Source organism: Sneathiella sp. P13V-1, assembly GCF_015143595.1.
Classification (GTDB): domain Bacteria; phylum Pseudomonadota; class Alphaproteobacteria; order Sneathiellales; family Sneathiellaceae; genus Sneathiella.
In genome coordinates, this window is sequence record NZ_WYEU01000003.1 from 54,256 (window position 1) to 70,674 (window position 16,419).

General features: G+C 47.6%; 15 protein-coding genes. 2 read left to right on the forward strand and 13 right to left on the reverse strand.

The features are described from left to right. Window positions 1-35: 35 nt before the first annotated feature. Complete coding sequence (gene recQ, locus GUA87_RS13400; protein ID WP_193717112.1) at window positions 36-1,841, forward strand: DNA helicase RecQ; 1,806 nt, start codon at window positions 36-38, stop codon at window positions 1,839-1,841. On the opposite strand, the gene GUA87_RS13405 is transcribed toward recQ, so the two are convergent. The 10 genes from GUA87_RS13405 to GUA87_RS13450 form a co-directional block, all read right to left on the reverse strand. Next, window positions 1,838-2,812: a type II secretion system F family protein gene (locus GUA87_RS13405; protein ID WP_193717113.1), complete on the reverse strand. Its 975-nt coding sequence runs from the start codon at window positions 2,810-2,812 to the stop codon at window positions 1,838-1,840. The genes recQ and GUA87_RS13405 overlap by 4 nt on opposite strands. An 11-nt stretch (window positions 2,813-2,823) precedes the next feature. After that, entirely contained in the window at window positions 2,824-3,816 is a 993-nt protein-coding gene (locus tag GUA87_RS13410) for a type II secretion system F family protein (RefSeq protein WP_193717114.1), read from the reverse strand. Continuing rightward, complete coding sequence (locus GUA87_RS13415) at window positions 3,816-5,315, reverse strand: CpaF family protein (RefSeq protein WP_415774800.1); 1,500 nt, start codon at window positions 5,313-5,315, stop codon at window positions 3,816-3,818. Before GUA87_RS13415 ends, GUA87_RS13410 begins: the two co-directional genes overlap by 1 nt. Before the next feature lie 405 nt (window positions 5,316-5,720). Continuing rightward, entirely contained in the window at window positions 5,721-6,953 is a 1,233-nt protein-coding gene (locus tag GUA87_RS13420) for a cellulose synthase operon protein YhjQ/BcsQ (protein ID WP_193717115.1), read from the reverse strand. A gap of 29 nt (window positions 6,954-6,982) precedes the next feature. Then, on the reverse strand, window positions 6,983-7,672 hold the full coding sequence (locus GUA87_RS13425; RefSeq protein WP_193717116.1) for a CpaD family pilus assembly lipoprotein: 690 nt from the start codon (window positions 7,670-7,672) through the stop codon (window positions 6,983-6,985). Between the two features lie 4 nt (window positions 7,673-7,676). Then, window positions 7,677-9,083: a type II and III secretion system protein family protein gene (locus GUA87_RS13430; RefSeq protein WP_193717117.1), complete on the reverse strand. Its 1,407-nt coding sequence runs from the start codon at window positions 9,081-9,083 to the stop codon at window positions 7,677-7,679. A gap of 9 nt (window positions 9,084-9,092) precedes the next feature. After that, window positions 9,093-9,947: a Flp pilus assembly protein CpaB gene (cpaB, locus tag GUA87_RS13435; RefSeq protein WP_193717118.1), complete on the reverse strand. Its 855-nt coding sequence runs from the start codon at window positions 9,945-9,947 to the stop codon at window positions 9,093-9,095. Between the two features lie 72 nt (window positions 9,948-10,019). Then, window positions 10,020-10,535 (reverse strand): prepilin peptidase, encoded by a 516-nt coding sequence (locus GUA87_RS13440; RefSeq protein WP_193717119.1) that lies wholly within the window; start codon window positions 10,533-10,535, stop codon window positions 10,020-10,022. A 28-nt stretch (window positions 10,536-10,563) separates the two neighbouring features. Next, on the reverse strand, window positions 10,564-10,788 hold the full coding sequence (locus tag GUA87_RS13445) for a Flp family type IVb pilin (protein ID WP_193717120.1): 225 nt from the start codon (window positions 10,786-10,788) through the stop codon (window positions 10,564-10,566). Window positions 10,789-10,860: 72 nt separating this feature from the next. Next, a complete protein-coding gene (locus GUA87_RS13450) occupies window positions 10,861-11,085 on the reverse strand; it encodes a Flp family type IVb pilin (RefSeq protein ID WP_193717121.1) in 225 nt (74 codons plus the stop codon). Window positions 11,086-11,560: 475 nt separating this feature from the next. Here GUA87_RS13450 and GUA87_RS13455 point away from each other — a divergent pair, with 475 nt between their 5' ends. After that, entirely contained in the window at window positions 11,561-13,225 is a 1,665-nt protein-coding gene (locus GUA87_RS13455; protein WP_193717122.1) for a TadE/TadG family type IV pilus assembly protein, read from the forward strand. Window positions 13,226-13,369: 144 nt separating this feature from the next. Here GUA87_RS13455 and GUA87_RS13460 read toward each other — a convergent pair whose 3' ends face one another. From GUA87_RS13460 to metG, 3 genes are all read right to left on the reverse strand, one after another. Beyond that, window positions 13,370-13,993 (reverse strand): TadE/TadG family type IV pilus assembly protein, encoded by a 624-nt coding sequence (locus tag GUA87_RS13460; protein ID WP_193717123.1) that lies wholly within the window; start codon window positions 13,991-13,993, stop codon window positions 13,370-13,372. Between the two features lie 18 nt (window positions 13,994-14,011). Beyond that, window positions 14,012-14,587 (reverse strand): TadE/TadG family type IV pilus assembly protein, encoded by a 576-nt coding sequence (locus tag GUA87_RS13465; protein WP_193717124.1) that lies wholly within the window; start codon window positions 14,585-14,587, stop codon window positions 14,012-14,014. A gap of 94 nt (window positions 14,588-14,681) precedes the next feature. Further along, complete coding sequence (gene metG / locus GUA87_RS13470) at window positions 14,682-16,373, reverse strand: methionine--tRNA ligase (protein WP_193717125.1); 1,692 nt, start codon at window positions 16,371-16,373, stop codon at window positions 14,682-14,684. Between the last annotated feature and the right edge of the window lie 46 nt (window positions 16,374-16,419).

The following is a 16,419-nucleotide window of genomic DNA, read 5'->3' on the forward strand; positions in this document are numbered from 1 at the left end:
ATTGCGGGATCAATAAGAACCGCTATAACTACGGTATGAGTGACACACCAAGACAAGTTCTTCAATCCATCTTTGGATACCCCGATTTCCGTGGCCATCAGGAAGATATTATAAACCACAGCCTAAGTGGTAGAGATGCCCTTGTCTTAATGCCAACTGGGGGTGGTAAATCCCTGTGCTATCAGATCCCTGCTTTGTGTATGGAGGGGACAACTGTTGTTATCTCCCCCCTTATTGCCTTGATGCAAAATCAGGTAGACGCTCTTCAAGCATTGGAGATCCCATCAGCAGCCCTAAATTCCAACTGCCCACCAGAAGAACAGGCCCAAATTTTCTCAGCGCTGAAAGAAGGACGCATCAAACTTCTATATATCGCCCCTGAACGTTTATCAGCCCCGGGTTTTATCGACTTTTTGACCACCCTGAATATAAGCCTGTTCGCGATTGATGAGGCCCATTGCGTATCACATTGGGGGCATGATTTCAGACCTGAATATCTTAAACTGGAACAGTTGAAAGAGAGATTTCCACGTGTTCCCCGCCTGGCGCTAACCGCCACAGCCGATGAGCGCACAGAAAAAGACATCATCCAGAGACTAGGGCTTCAATATGGTGCTGTGTTCAGGTCCAGTTTTGACCGCCCCAACATAGCTTACTATGTAAGCAGCAAATCCAATCCGATGACCCAATTGGTAGGTTTCATCAAAAGCAAACATAGCGGTGAAGCGGGAATTGTTTATTGCATGTCCCGAAAGCGGGTCGAGACGATTACCGCAAAACTCTGTGAGTTGGGTTTTGACGCCCTCCCCTATCACGCCGGGCTAACCTCTACAGAACGATCCAGAAACCAATCCCATTTCCTCAAAGAAGAAGGGGTGATTATGGTCGCCACTATTGCGTTCGGGATGGGCATTGATAAACCCAATGTGCGCTTTGTCGCCCATCTGGACCTTCCTAAAAATATGGAAGCCTATTATCAGGAAACAGGACGTGCAGGACGTGACGGCCTCCCGGCAAATGTCTGGATGATTTATGGGCAGCAGGATATTGTCCGCACAAGGATGTTGCTGAGCGAAAACCCCTCTTATGAGCAACGCATTCAAGATCTTCAGAAATTTGACGCCTTGCTCGGCTACTGCGAAGAACTCACATGCCGCCGACAGATATTGCTGTCTTATTTTAATGAACATTCTGAACCTTGCGGCAACTGCGATAACTGCCTAACCCCTCCCGATATTCAGGACGTCACAACGGATGTACAGCTCGCTCTATCAGGGATCTATAGAACCGGACAACGTTTTGGCGCCGGTCACATCATCAATGTTCTTATCGGAAACGAAAGCGATAAGGTCGTAGAATGTGGTCACGACCAATTGCCACTTTTTTCGAAAGGAAAACACCGCAGCCGTTCTGAATGGCAGCTCATCATTCGAAGCCTGCTTGCCAGAAACCTGATCCATCAGGATTTAGAAGGATATGGCGCGCTTTCGCTTAAAGAAGAATGCCGCCCTTACTTAAAAGGGGAGGTCAAATTCTCTATACGGATTGAAGATAAAAAGAGCGGGAAAGCACGCGTTTCACCTAAAATTCTTGAGAATGGAGATGATCAGAAGCTCTTTGATGAATTGAAGCGCGTCCGACTAGAACTGGCACGCGAGGCGGATGTTCCGCCCTACATTATCTTCTTTGATCGCACATTATTAGAAATGGTCCACAAGAAGCCTGATACAGTGTCAGCTCTTTCCAACATTTCAGGGATCGGCGCTACCAAACAAGAAAAATATGGCCCCCAGTTTTTAGAGGCCATTGGAAATTTCATCGCAAAACAAACAGTGGACTAACCGCTAAAAGCATCAATTGCACGAAGGACGGCAGGTCCAATCAACACGATAAATAGCGCTGGCAGGATAAAAACAATCATTGGCACTGTCATAATTGCAGGCAATCGCGCTGCTTTTTCTTCTGCTCTCATCAGACGCTCATCCCGCATTTCTGCAGATAAGACGCGAAGGGCAACAGCCAATGGCGTACCATATTTCTCTGTTTGAAGAAGCGTATTTACAAGGGTGTTCATCGCTTGAAAATCAACACGAGCTGACAAGTTCATCAAGGCTTCTTTACGATCTGCCAGAAAGCCCAACTCAATGGAAGTGAGACCAAACTCATCTGCAAGTTCAGGCGATGAATTTGAAATTTCACGGCAAACACGGTCCAATCCACTATCCAGATTGAGGCCAGCTTCGGTACAAATCACCAAAAGATCCAGTGCATCGGGCAGTGATTTCTGCATCTCTTTATATCGTTTGGAAATCTGATTTTTCACCAGAACTCCCGGAAGGGCATAGCCAACCACTGCCATACCAATAGCCCCGGCGATGCCACCTGCAAGAGGCCATTCAAACGGGTTTTGAACGATGAAATAGATAACACCGAACGTTCCCAGAAACAGCGGAAGTGAAATACGGGCAAAAAGGTAGGTCACCAAAGCATCTTTTGACCGCCACCCGGCCTGCGCCAAATGAGCGGAAATCTGCCGGGCTCCTTCACCCTTCATCAATCGCAGTTTCTTGACGATGCGGTGCATCAGTGTTTCATTGGCGATCAGAGCGCTTCGCTGCCGCTTCTCATTAACGATATCGTCTTTGAGTTTTGTACGGCGCTTTTCAAGGCTCTTAATGCGATCTGGTAAATTGTCTTTCACCAGCAATGCATTCCAAATCATCAAGAAGGACACCATGGCCGCGACACCAGCCACCATCGCCATAATATCTTCCGATTTCATCCAGTCGGGGAGAAGTGTTGTAATATCCATACCTCTTCTCCTTAAATCTCGAACCGGACCATCTTGAACATGACGGCTACCCCCGTCCCGATCATGAAGAGGCCTGCGCCAATCATATAGATACCGCGCGGATCATCGATGAGCATGGAGATATATTCATCATTAGCCAGCCAGAGAAGGAAGAACATGATGAACGGCAGGGATCCGATAATCCAGGCACTCGCGCGCGCCTCAGATGACATCGCCTTAATCTTCAACTTGATCTGACGGCGTTTACGCAACGTATTTGCAAGTCCCGCCAGTGTCTCAGCCAAATTACCACCTGTTTCTCGCTGAATGGAAATGGCGATAATCAGGAATTTAAAATCAGGCGGATCAATCCGCTTTGCAACATCCCAAAGCCCTTCTTCCACACCTTTACCAATGCGAATGGCATCAGCGACACCGCGAAACTCTGTTGCAATCGGCTCAGGCGCATCTTTTCCGATGGTGACAATGGCTTCACTGATCGGCAGACCCGCCCTGAGGCCGCGAACCAAAAGCTCAATGGCTTCCGGAAAATGCTTCATAAATTTATTAACGCGCCACTTGCCCATAAACCCAACTGTCCAATGGGGCAGCCACAACCCGGCAACGAGCCCCACAGAGATGGTCAACATCCAACCAAAGCCAAATGTGAAACGCATGACAACCCAGGCAAATGCGACAACTACCAGACACATTAGGGAATATTCACCAATGGTGATTTTCCGACCTGTCTTTTCAAGACGACTTCTCAGTTCAGCTGGCTTTGGAACCAGTTTGCGGACCAATGTATCTACTATTTTAATGCCGCTGGCATCATCCTGCCGACGGGCAGTATTTCGCTGAGTGGGTTTCGGGCCAACAGGACCGTGGCCACTACCAACTTCAGCAAGGCGTCTTTTGGTACTGGCAGTATTACTATCGCCGCCCACTAGCGCAAATCCGAGGATAAGTGTCACAAGAAGGGTTGCCCCTCCTACAACGAGTGCCAGAAGTAATTGATCGTCCATTACATCGCTCCCAATAACATCTTATCCAAACCAAAATAAGCAGCCCGCGGTGTAAAGTGCGGCCGTAATCCGGAAGACTTGAAGTCACCCAACAGGCGCCCCCCTTTGTCTTCCCCTTTATATTCGTACCAGAAGAGATCCTGCATGGTGATCACCTCTTCTTCCATGCCAACCACTTCGGAAATATAGGTAATTCGCCGCACACCATCGCGCATACGACTGACCTGAATAATCAGGTCAATAGCTGATGAAATCTGTTGGCGTACCGCTTTTGCAGGCAAATTCACACCGGACATACCCACCATATTTTCAAGCCTTGTCAACGCTTCACGGGGTCTGTTGGCGTGAATTGTAGACAAAGAACCATCGTGACCCGTGTTCATCGCCTGAAGCATATCAATGGCTTCTCCGCCACGGATCTCACCCAGAATAATACGATCAGGGCGCATACGTAGGGAGTTCTTCAACAAATCCCTCATGGTTATCTCACCGCCGCCTTCAAGATTGGCCGACCTGGTTTCAAGACGCACAACATGAGGCTGCTGCATCTGCAGTTCCGCCGCATCCTCAATGGTGACAATACGCTCGCCTGGATCAATCAATTGAGAGATCGCGTTCAGCATTGTCGTTTTACCAGAGCCCGTACCACCTGAAATCAGGATATTAAGTCGGCAACGGCCTGCAACCCTGAGAACGGTTGCCGCAGAAGGAGACAGGTTGCCTTGTCTTTCCATCACATCAAGGGTGATTTTCTGTTTGGCAAACTTACGAATTGAGATGCTTGGTCCGTCAATAGCAAGCGGTGGAATAATAATATTCACACGACTACCGTCCGCGAGGCGTGCATCCACCAACGGATTGGACTCGTCCACACGTCGGCCCACATGACTTACAATCCGGCTCGCAATGCTCATCACATGAGCGTCATCCCTGAACTGACATTCAGAAAGAACCAACTTACCTTTTTTCTCAACATAAACCTGCTTCGCACCATTGACCATGATATCGGTTACGGCTTCGTCCGCGAGCAAAGGCTCAAGTGGACCAAGGCCGAGCATATCATGCATAAGTCGCTCAATAAGCTCACGCTGCTCCCGTTGATTGAGCTGAATACGCTCTTCCATCAGGATGTCGCCTACGATATCCGAGATATCGCGGGCCAGATCCAAGCGATCCATGGACACGGCTGCGCTAATGTCAATCCGTTCAAGGAGGAGCGGCTGAACTTTTTCTTTGGTAACCTCAATCTGTGTCGCTGCGCGTGGCGTGTAACCTTCCGTTACAGGCTCCAGTTTGAACGCGTTGCTATTCTCTTCTGGCTCTGGTTCCGGTTTTTGTTCAGCGGCTTCCAGGCTATCGCTTGCAAGTGGGACAACAGGTTCTTCAAGAAATTCATCTTCTTCGGAAATCGTGGTTTCCTGAAGCGGAATACTCTCGGGAATTTCAAATTGCGCTTTCACCTCAACAGGAGCTTCAGCATCCATTCCAAAGACAGTCACGCCTTCCTCAATAATCTGAGTAACGCTTGGTGTCGTGGTTTCAGGAGGGAGATCAGTCGCATTTTGATGCACCGGTACATCTGGTGGTACATCCTGCAGCAGAAGTTCTATTTCGTTCCAAATGCGCGAGGCAACAGCTGTCGTCAGGTTACGCTGGTCCAGAACATTAAGATTAATCCGGTCTTCGCCAAGTTTTTCCCGAACAAATAACTTAACAGTTGTCAGAACATCAGAACGCCTGGCATCCCGATCAATCTCAGCCATAAGACGTTCTTTTGCCAGCGTAAAATAGCGCTCCTCCAGTTCCGAACTACCCTGCTGACCTGCAGCGTGAGAGGGATTGGTACTGTCAGAACGGCGATTTTTATCAGCACTTGATGAAGAACGCCACAAACTCACTCTCTACTATCCTTTCGACGCTTTCTTGGATCCCAGAACCAGCCCGAAAAGCCCCTTCTTCTTAGGAGGGTGATAATCCGACAAATCCGCAGCCATAGTCCGCAGAATTTTGGTCAGATTGCCTTTTTCTGATACGCTTGGAATTGATTTTCCGGCATTGGCGCAAACAGTCAGAGTTTTTGCATCTTCCGGCACAAAATAATCAACCGGCTCTTCCATTGCTTTTTGGAAGTCCGCTTTTGAAACCTGAGCCGCTCTTTCACCGCCGACACGGCTAACAACCCTTACAATACGCCCTTTTGTGGAAAGAGACGTCATGGCCTGCGTAATCCTATTGACGTCGCGAATACCTGCAAGCGTCTGATCTGAAACAAGAATAACCGTATCAGCCGCCGCAAGCAGGGCTCCTTGTGTTGGAAGTAAATGCCGTGGAAGATCGACCACGATTTGACTGTAATCCTGACTGATTTCTCCGATAAGGGCATCAATTGAATCAGGGTTTACGTCTACAAACTCTTCAATCGGCTCTTCAGTCCCCAGAATGACGAGCTTATCGCCAGCGCGGGTCATTGCACTATCAAGAAACAGTTTATCCAGACGATGCGGGTTCTCCAGTGCTTCGCGGAAACCACCCCCGCTTTCCACATCGAGCGACAAGGTTGAAGTTCCAAAATGTAGATCCAGATCCAGCAACGCCGTAGACAGATTCTCCTCATTCGCCATAATCCAGGCAAGGTTGGTCGCCAATGTAGATGCGCCTACGCCCCCACGAACACCGACGAGCACTGTTAATCGGCCTAATTGATTGGCACCTGCCGACTCAGATTGTTTATCCAATCCCGACAACGCATCGTCAAACAATTCAGGTGTTAAAGGTTTTACGAGATAGTCACTTGCTCCCAAGGAGACCATGCGCCGGTAAACACTCACATCATTTGAAGTTCCAAGTACAATAAGGGAATTAGAAGGACCCATTTTGCGAACCAAGCGTGTGATATCCCCTTCAGGGTCCAGACTATGGCTGATATCCGCAAGCACCACTTTCGGGCTGTGGCCTGTATCTATGCGCTGTAACGCCTGCGTGATACCGCCATCCTGCACTGCTTCTTGCGGCAAGCTGCGATCTGCGACCACCTCACGTGCCGCGGCGAGTGTTTGCTCATCGTCCACGAAAGCCATGAGTTCTTCACAGACTTGGGTGCCAAACAATGTACTCAGGTTTGATGCTGCATTTGCCATATCTTTAAACCCTATTACTCAAACGGAAATTAGTTTCCTTCGCTGGAAGAACCACCTGTAGAAGTCGTTCCCCGCTTGCGGTAGTTAGAGATGGAAAGCGCCGCGCGCTCACCGTCGGTACCGCGAATACCCTCGGGTTCAACCAAATCCTTCGGTTTCACCACCATACGTGCCAAAGCTGAGGCGGTTGCACATCCCATATGAGGAAGAGGCAGGTTTTCGAACCGATTTCCATCCGGCTCAGTCCAGTTTCCATTACAGGATGGATCAACCGTCGCCACATATTTAATGTGATAAACACGCAGGGAATTCTGAAGGCCGTCTTTCACCACTTTCGGTGTTACGACAAAACCCAGATCCTCCAGGAAAGCGCCGATAGCCCCATAGCGGGCTTCATTGACACGTTCCGGATCATCAAATTCAGGAAGCTCAACCTGCATTTCGGATCCATAAGGCGCTTTCTGGGCATCCATAAATCCCAGAATACGGCCTTTTTCCATATCGCTCAACTCACCCTGAGCCTGTTTGAAATTCACCACCAGAACGGGCGTCAAACGATCCACATGAATTTTTTTGGACATTTGGGAGTTATATGGGTTTGCCCGAAGACGTTCTTCACCAGTCTCTGGGTCAATCGCTCCACAACCGCTCAACGCCATTGCCGATGCAACAAGACCAATGCCTGCAAGATTTTGAGTATTTTTCCATAACTTCATCATGTCACTACTCCATAATAAATCCGGCAGGGCCAATCAGTTTAACCGCCTGATCTGGGGCTGGTTTTGCTGTATCTGTCGGCGCTGGCGTATTTTGCTGTCCGGTGGTTTCTTCTGTTGGACGGAAGGTATCACCGCTACCAAACAAATTTCTGTCGTTAGGTGGAACATAGCCGTCTGTTGGAAGGGCGATTTCAGAATTCACCGGCTTCACCAGATACGGCGTCACAATGATGATCAATTCCGTTTCGTTACGTTGGAACGCTGTTGAGCGGAACAAAGCACCAATAATCGGAAGTTCAGCCAAAAGTGGGGTGCGGGAAACGTTATTATCTGAATCGCTGTTCAGAAGGCCGCCAAGAACAAAACTCTGACCACTGGCTAGCTCAACCGTTGTATCCGCACGGCGTGTCAGCAAGGATTGAATAAAAATGCCGCCCACATTAATTGCAGAAGCAGATGAAAGCTGACTAACTTCTGGCCGTACTTTCAAGTTAATGCGGTTGTTGCCAACAAGTGTTGGTGTAAAATCAAGCGAAACACCAAATTCCTTATATTCAATACTGATGGCACCGTCTTCTTGTGGCACAGGAATTGGAAATTCACCACCAGCCAGGAAACTGGCGCTTTCTCCTGATAAGGCTGTCAAGTTTGGCTCAGCTAATACAGTAATCAGGCCATCGTCTTCTAACGCCTGAACCATACCATTAATACCGACATTGCCATCATTAAAGCCAAAGAACAGGCTCTTGACCGCACTATTGAAAAGAATGTTTCCGTCATCTGAGATGGTTTCTGGTCCGGCAAAGTTACCAACCGTAAACTTACCGAAATTTGAAATATTTTCCCAGTTCACACCAAGCTGTTTGGTAACCGAACGGGAAACCTCTGCGACACGTACGCGCAAATTAACCTGCTGCGCTCCCTCTACGACCATCCGATTGATGATGTTAGTTGCTGGTGCATATAACTCTGCGAGGCGGCGCGCGTCCTCAGCCATATTTGACGTGGGCACGCGCCCTGTCAGAATAATACCCTCTTTCATGGAGATGGCTTTAATTGTCCGTTTAGGATCAATATCCTGAAGGGCCTGCTGTAAAGACGCGATGTCATGCCGGATTGTTACCGGCGAATTTAACAACACCTGCCCATTTTTATCCAATGCAAACAGGTTTGTTTTGCCAGGTTTTTTGGCAAAAACATAGATCACTGTTGGGCTTTGAACCTGAACATCTGCAAGTTCAGGGTTACCCACAAACACTGAGTTTGCTGCGTCATCCAACCGGATCAACTTGCCTGAATTCAACGTAATGTCGATCGGATCACCAATATCATTAATGACCGTGGCCGCGCTAACAATGCCTGAGAACAGGAGACTGAAGCAAAGTCCAATACTTAAGATTATCTTTTTCATTTCAAACCCCTACTTGAACTCTTTACTCTGAGAGTCACCGCCGCGGATCACCATAACCTTATCCGCAGCTTTCCCGCTTGCTGCTGGTTTTGCGATCAACGAACTTGCATCACTGTCCCACGTAAACCCTCCGGTCTCGCCGCTATCTCCGCTCGTTGCGATACTGCGAAGAGACAGCGACAAACGTCCAAGTGCACGGGACACTGAAATTTTTTCGACTTGTTTTGGAGTAACTTCCAATGTTGCAATTCGACGAACAACAACCTGTTGCTCCTGATCGTCAGTGCTCTGATCCATTGCAACAACACGCACATTGCTCAGGATGGTCTCACTTGCGTGGCGCGGGCGGGAGCTTTCGGTATTTTCCTGAATGATCTCAAGCGTCAAGATCACATCCACGCGGTCACCTGGAAAAATAAATCCCGCAACGCCAGTTGTTTCATCAACTTGTATGGAAACAGCTCTTTTGCCAGGCTTCAACACAGCGGCAAGAAAACCCTGCTGACCCGGCTTCACCATACGACTATCTGTGATAGGTTCTCCTGCAGAAAGTCCGCTACGAACAACAGTACCATAGAACTCATCTACTGGTCGGGAGTTTTCAACCACATATTGCTCTTCCAGACCGTCAGTTTCAGGCCATTCCTGCCATTTCACATGATTTTCCCGAACCAGAGTACCGGCGGGAAGGTTTTGCGCAGCGACAAGGATTTTCTTAATTTCCCGTTTTTGGACGACCTGAGGCGCTTCCGCAGGTTGTTGCACAGCAACGTTACCTTGATTACCGGCCCAGTTTCTGACAAACCAGACAGTGGAACCTGCAATCAGCAGTGCGAATATGATCAATAGAAGCTTGCGTGCCATTGTAACTATCCAAATTTACGAATGATTCTTGTTTTAATACAGGGCGGATTAATTTGACGTTAATCTTATAAATTAACTAAAACTCTCGCTAAATTCTGCGTATCTATAGAAGATCACCAAACTTCCCAAAGCGATCGCTACACCGTATGGAACTGGTGTCTTCGCGCGAAGGGAGGCTTTCACTCTGGCGCGTACCGAAAGTTCTTTATCACCACGAATAACTTCCCGGATCAGAACAACAATCACCAAGCCGCCGCCAGCCAAAACCATGGCGACCATAAAAGGGACAATAAACTGACTTCCCGCCCATAAACTTAACGCGACAATAAGCTTCACATCCCCCCCGCCAAAACCACCAATGGCAAAGAGTATAAAGCCCACAACAAATGTCACACCCGCGACAATAAGCGAGTCGATCCATGAAATTTCAACGGGAGACAGCCAGAAAACGACAGGAAACAAAGCTATGAGAGCCAGACTGATATAGTTTGGAATTTTGTAGGATTTCCAGTCAGAGTATGCCGCCAACATAGTTAATAAGAAGGCCGCAAGAACAACCGCAAGGTACAAGTACTTTTCCCAGATCATATTTCGGGTAATCCTGCGTGTTCTAACTCTAGAAAGTACAGCTACCGCTGCCTGAAGTTGTCAGAGTAAAGCTACCGCCAACTGCGGTACAAAAATCTTCAGTAATATCTGCGAATGTCGCTGATATTGAATCGCCACTGGCCGTAAAAGCAATGATGCCCGCAAGAGCCACCAGCGCAGCGATCAGGCAATATTCCATCGCGGTTGCGCCATTTGTGTCTGATTTCAATTTATTTAGAACAAACAACAACATAACCACCTCCCGGAATACCCCTAAACGTGAAAGGGCCGCACCAGATGTGCGGCCCTCAATTTTCATACTACATTATGAGAATACACAAGAACCTGTGCCTGTAGTCGTAAGTGTGTAAGTACCGCCAGCGCCTTCACAGAGGGCTTCAGCGACTTCACTGAAGGATGATGAAATTGTGTCACCCAGAGCCGTAAAGGCAACAACACCAACCAGTGCGATCAAAGCTGCAATCAGACCGTACTCAATAGCTGTTGCACCAGATTCGTCTTTAACAAAAGCGCGGAACATTTTAATCATCTCAAATCTCCTAATCTCAAAGCGAAGGGCTGTCGCCCTTGGCATATGCTCTCAACCCCGAAAGCTTTTCTAAATGTGAACTCCTCACTCACAAGTTTAGAGAAGCTCTTAATCGATGAAGCTGCCAAAGTTTTACTTTCGCCTTGCTTCTGAGGATTAAATTGCCAGATAAAAATTAATCAATAGTTAAAAACACAACTTTTTTCCTGAATTAAAATATTGATAAATATATAAAATTTTATGTTTCCTATTTATATGGTTAACAAATCAATAATGATAAAATTTTTACTTTTTTTATTGTTTATTTTTACAATTCAATTTTGTTTATTTATTTAATAAGAGTGAAAACACCTAAGTATTCGCAAATATATTTTCAGTAACTTTAAATCAAATTGAATCTCCTTTTTTAGGTGATTTTAACGTTTGAATTTTAAATTAAAGGCAATGTTGAAATATTATTCTTATGAGGTGTGATATGTATTCACATACTCCATTGCACATTATTATTGGCAAATTTAAAGAACTGGCAGAAGACACCCGCGGAATTTCGGCGATTGTCCTCACTTTGCTGGCTATTCCTATTTTTGGTGCCATAGGCCTATCGATAGATCTGGCACGCGCTTATGTCTTGAAATCACAGCTTTCAACGGCACTGGACGCAGCTGGACTTGCGGCCGGTCGCGTTGTTTTCTCTGAAGAGGCAAAAGTGAAGGCAGATGCTCAGATGTTCTTTGATGCAAACATGCCTGCGGGATACATGGACGCCAATGTTTCTGCTTTGGATATTTCTTGGGATACATCACGCGAAAATATTGAACTGAAAGTTCACGCGGATTTTAAAACTACCTTTATGAATGTCCTTGGCAAGGACAAGATGACCGTAGGTGCCCGCACCGTCATTAATCGCGTTAATCGTGGCCTGGAATTGGTGATGGTACTGGATAACACCGGCTCCATGGCACGTGATGCAGATAACAACAGCTACAATCAAGGTGACAGCAACATGCGCATTGTTGCCTTGAAGGAAGCCGCGCACGATCTTGTCGATATTCTTTATGGTGAAAAAGAAACTCAGAAAAACCTTTGGGTCAGTATTGTGCCATACGTTACCCAGGTAAATGTAGGGTATAACAATATTGGTTTTCTTAAGACATCGCATCGCAACAATATCATTACCGGCAGTGGCGGCGGTCGCAGCAAATATTATGACGATACAGATTACAGAAAAAGCCTAGGCTTTGATGTTAATGGTGATTTAGCAACAGACACCAATTACGGTTGGAAAGGCTGTGTTGAAATGCGGGATCATCTTGACGGTGGCACCATTGATTTGACAGATAACCCGCCAAACAGTGATTTTGTTCCCTACCTTTATTACAACGGTCACCACGACTTCAGCAGTGATTACCGTGATGAAGACAACCGCTGGATCGGTAATAATGCTGGCTCTATCTATCATGTAGATGAGGCAGACGTTACTGACTGGAGGAGTTTCTACAACTCTGTTGGTCGTGGCCCAAATGCCGGGTGCCCTTCAGCCATCCTCCCTCTGACCAAAGAGAAAACCACCATCAAGGCGAAAATTGATGAACTTCGTCCTTGGTTCAGCGGTGGCACCATGGGTAACGTCGGTATGGTTTGGGGCTGGCGCGCTATTTCACCGCGTTGGCGTGGTTTGTGGGCAGGCATGGATCCAACTCTGCCAAAAGATTATGATGAACCACTGATCGACAAAGCGGTCATTATGATGACAGACGGTGAAAACACAATCTTCAGCCATGGCGGCAATCGATATTATTTCGATTACAACTCCTACTCCCGCCAGGAGAAAAGTAATTACTCAATTACCGGTGGCTCTAATAGCTGGGATTCTTATACCAACGCCGATGGCCGTTTGCGCTACACATCCACCAGTTATTACCGTGATCGCATTGATAGCAAGTTTTCGCAGGTTTGCTCAGCGATGAAGGCCAAAGGCATTATCGTTTATACGATTAAGTTTAAGGACGGTAATGAGAATCTCTATCGGAACTGCGCGACATCACCGAACCACTTCTTTAATTCACCGACAAAAGAAGCGCTCAAAGAAGCCTTCCGCACTATCGGCCAGGAGCTCAGTAACCTGCGCATTAAAGAATAAGAAGAAATCACTTCCAAATGATAAAGCCCACCATCCGGTGGGCTTTATTTTTGCCTCTCGTCATATCAATTCATCCATAAGACTTCAGCGTAGTAAAAAGCCCGCGGATAGCGGGCTATGCTCTTCTACAGGAATAGATGAGCTTTAGTTAAAGGTTGTCTGCTCTGACAGACGTGGACGGAAGAAGGCACGGCGATAAATGATCATATCCCCCAGAAACCCATCCAACAACCCGGAGCCGAGCGTCAGATATGGCTCATAGTCATAAAACACTTCTGCAACGATGAGACCTTCCCCATCTTGAAGCACTTGATCATTCGCATCCTTAAACACATCAGGAAGGGTAGCTGTACCGCCATTTGTCCCAATGACGCTTTCCACGTCCGGAATAGAACCACGGCTGCGCTGTCCAATGATCAAAGGTGCCTGATTTGCCCGGCCAACAATGGAGGAAATAACCACCATGCCACCAGTAGCAAAATCAAATGGCTGTGCGAGATGGTCTGTAGAATTAAAAAGGTTATCAACCTCATCCGCACTAAGCGCCTCTGCGCGCGCAGTAAGGTCCGCCATCGTCGCCGACACGCGATCCAACTTTTGTGTCAACAGCGCATAACGCGCTACTTCAAAGCTGCCCAGTGTCAAAACTGTCAACATCGGCAGGATCATGGCAAATTCAACCATTGCCACCGCCGAGCTGTCTTTTAACAGACTGGAAAATTGTTTTTTTGCCTTCTTAAGGCGATCAAGAACAAGTAGCTTCTTCATTTTACTAACCCCCTGCCCTTAGAATGGCTCGTTGCGAACAACCATAGAGGCGCTCAAGGGGATAATCCCCTTCAGAACGGGAACCAATTCTCCGCTCAGGAAATTCCAGTTATAGCGGATTGTGTAAAGAACGATCTCACCTGGGCCGCCAAGGCCCGCGACACCCATATCGTTATCCCAACCACCATTTCCGTTGATGTCATCAAAATCTTCGCCGGCGGTATATTCCCCGTCCCCGTTTTCATCTGTATAGGGCTCCGGCATCCCGATATCTCCAAAACTCGGATATACTTTTGAAGAAATGTCGGTCAGTTTCAGATCGACCAAACCAAGAGAGGCGTCATTCACAATATTGACAATTGTCTGCTCTCGGCTGATCCCATCCGTTTCAAGTCCGGTAAGACCAACCCGGGAAGCGTCACGCAAACCGCCTTCAATTACCGTGTTCACGAACATGGCAATGCTCATCTCAATAAGACCGAAAAGAATAACGATCAAAACAGGGGCGATTAACGCCACCTCAACGGCGGTCGTTCCATCCTGTTCTTTCCGCAAACGGCGGAATATCTTTAATGAAAGTCTACGCTTTGCCATACTCTGCACCTTCCGATTTGGTGCAAAGTTAGCAAAAAAGCCTTAAATCGCAGTTAAGTAATAGGCAGAATTTTTCACAAAATTCCGCCCAAACTTACTCTTTTCCGCCAAATTTCTCTTCCCATTCAGCGACCTGATCATCACTGATTTTACTGAAAAGAACGTCCGGAATTTCGAACGCGTGTCCTGCCTTCAATGTGGATAGTTCAGCAACCATGTCATCGCTGAGCCATGACCGCTCATTCAGATCAAGACCCAAGGCGTCGGATAGTGTTTTCGCCGCAGACGGGATTACAGGTGCGCTCAAAATCGCAAACACACGGATCAGATTAATGGCTGCGCGCAATGATACAGCCGCCGCAACAGGATCCGTCTTAAACGCCGTCCAAGGGGCTGCCTCTGTCAGGTATTCATTCCCCATCACCCAGATAGCCCGCAGCTCCTGCATGGCTTTACGGATCTGCAGTTCATCCATATGCGTATTGTAAGCCGCAACGCGTTTCGCCAGATCCTCTGCGAGTTTGGCTTCTGCCTCTCCATATTCGCCGCCTTCAGGCAAAGCGAGGCCAAATTTGGAGTTACAGAACTTCAAGGTACGGTTTACAAAGTTACCCAGCGTGTCCGCCAAGTCTTTATTCACAGTGCCGGAGAAACCATCCCAAGTGAAGCTGCTATCTGAGCTTTCTGGCGCATTGGCTAGCAGATAATAACGCCAATAATCCGCAGGCAGCATCTCAATCGCGTCGGACATAAAGATACCGCGCTGCTGACTGGTGGAGAATTTACCACCATAATAATTTAACCAGTTAAATCCCTTAATGAAGTCAACCATCTTCCATGGTTCACGACTACCAAGTTGGGTCCCCGGGAAAGTCACTGTATGGAAAGGGATATTATCCTTCGCCATAAATTCTGTATATCGGACATCTTCTGCTTCGTACCACCAGGACTTCCAATCACGGTTGTCAGGATCTTCATCCGCCCATTCCTTGGTAGCGCCGATATATTCAATAGGGGCATCAAACCAGACATAGTAGACTTTGTCTTCCATGCCTTCGCGCCCCACAGGAACACCCCATTTCAGATCACGGGTAATACCACGGTCATGCAGGCCTTCATCCAGCCATTTAAGCGCAATGGAGGACACCAGATTTGGCCAGTCTTTATGTTTGTTCACCCACTCGCGAATTTCATCTGCCAATTTGGATTGCAGCAGAAAGAGATGTTTGCTTTCACGCACCTCCAGATTGCTACTGCCAGAGATGGCAGAGCGCGGATCAACAAGATCTGTAGGGTCCAAAAGACGCGTACAGTTTTCACACTGATCACCACGTGCCTTGTCATATCCACAATGCGGACAGGTTCCTTCCACATACCGGTCCGGCAAGAAACGATCATCATCGATGGAGAAAACCTGCTTTGTCACACGTTCTTCGATAAACCCGTTTTCCAACAGCTTATTCCCAAAATGCTGGGTCAGCTCATGGTTCTGCTGAGATGAAGAACGGCCGAAATAGTCAAAAGACAAAGCGAAGGCGTCACCTAGACCTTTTTGAACCTCATGCTGTTCCGCACAGAAATCTTCAACCGCCTGGCCAGCGGCACGCGCTGCGAGCTCTGCCGGGGTGCCATGCTCATCTGTCGCGCAGATCAGAAGAACCTCTTCCCCACGTGCACGCAAATATCTTGCGTAGAGGTCGGACGGCAACATGGATCCCACCAGATTTCCCAAATGCTTGACGCCATTAATATATGGGAGGGCAGAAGTAATAAGATGTCTTGTCATCCGAAAATCTCTCTAGACGGCTTAATTATTGAAGTTGGCTGTACTT

Excerpts from the sequence above, each read along its gene's own strand:
- GUA87_RS13430 (WP_193717117.1), bottom strand. The coding sequence starts at position 9,083 with ATGAAAAAGATAATCTTAAGTATTGGACTTTGCTTCAGTCTCCTGTTC.
- GUA87_RS13455 (WP_193717122.1), top strand. The coding sequence starts at position 11,561 with ATGTATTCACATACTCCATTGCACATTATTATTGGCAAATTTAAAGAA.
- GUA87_RS13410 (WP_193717114.1), bottom strand. The coding sequence starts at position 3,816 with ATGGACGATCAATTACTTCTGGCACTCGTTGTAGGAGGGGCAACCCTT.
- GUA87_RS13445 (WP_193717120.1), bottom strand. The coding sequence starts at position 10,788 with ATGTTGTTGTTTGTTCTAAATAAATTGAAATCAGACACAAATGGCGCA.
- GUA87_RS13465 (WP_193717124.1), bottom strand. The coding sequence starts at position 14,587 with ATGGCAAAGCGTAGACTTTCATTAAAGATATTCCGCCGTTTGCGGAAA.
- GUA87_RS13405 (WP_193717113.1), bottom strand. The coding sequence starts at position 2,812 with ATGGATATTACAACACTTCTCCCCGACTGGATGAAATCGGAAGATATT.
- GUA87_RS13460 (WP_193717123.1), bottom strand. The coding sequence starts at position 13,993 with ATGAAGAAGCTACTTGTTCTTGATCGCCTTAAGAAGGCAAAAAAACAA.
- metG (WP_193717125.1), bottom strand. The coding sequence starts at position 16,373 with ATGACAAGACATCTTATTACTTCTGCCCTCCCATATATTAATGGCGTC.
- GUA87_RS13440 (WP_193717119.1), bottom strand. The coding sequence starts at position 10,535 with ATGATCTGGGAAAAGTACTTGTACCTTGCGGTTGTTCTTGCGGCCTTC.
- GUA87_RS13425 (WP_193717116.1), bottom strand. The coding sequence starts at position 7,672 with ATGATGAAGTTATGGAAAAATACTCAAAATCTTGCAGGCATTGGTCTT.
- recQ (WP_193717112.1), top strand. The coding sequence starts at position 36 with ATGAGTGACACACCAAGACAAGTTCTTCAATCCATCTTTGGATACCCC.
- cpaB (WP_193717118.1), bottom strand. The coding sequence starts at position 9,947 with ATGGCACGCAAGCTTCTATTGATCATATTCGCACTGCTGATTGCAGGT.
- GUA87_RS13450 (WP_193717121.1), bottom strand. The coding sequence starts at position 11,085 with ATGATTAAAATGTTCCGCGCTTTTGTTAAAGACGAATCTGGTGCAACA.
- GUA87_RS13420 (WP_193717115.1), bottom strand. The coding sequence starts at position 6,953 with ATGGCAAATGCAGCATCAAACCTGAGTACATTGTTTGGCACCCAAGTC.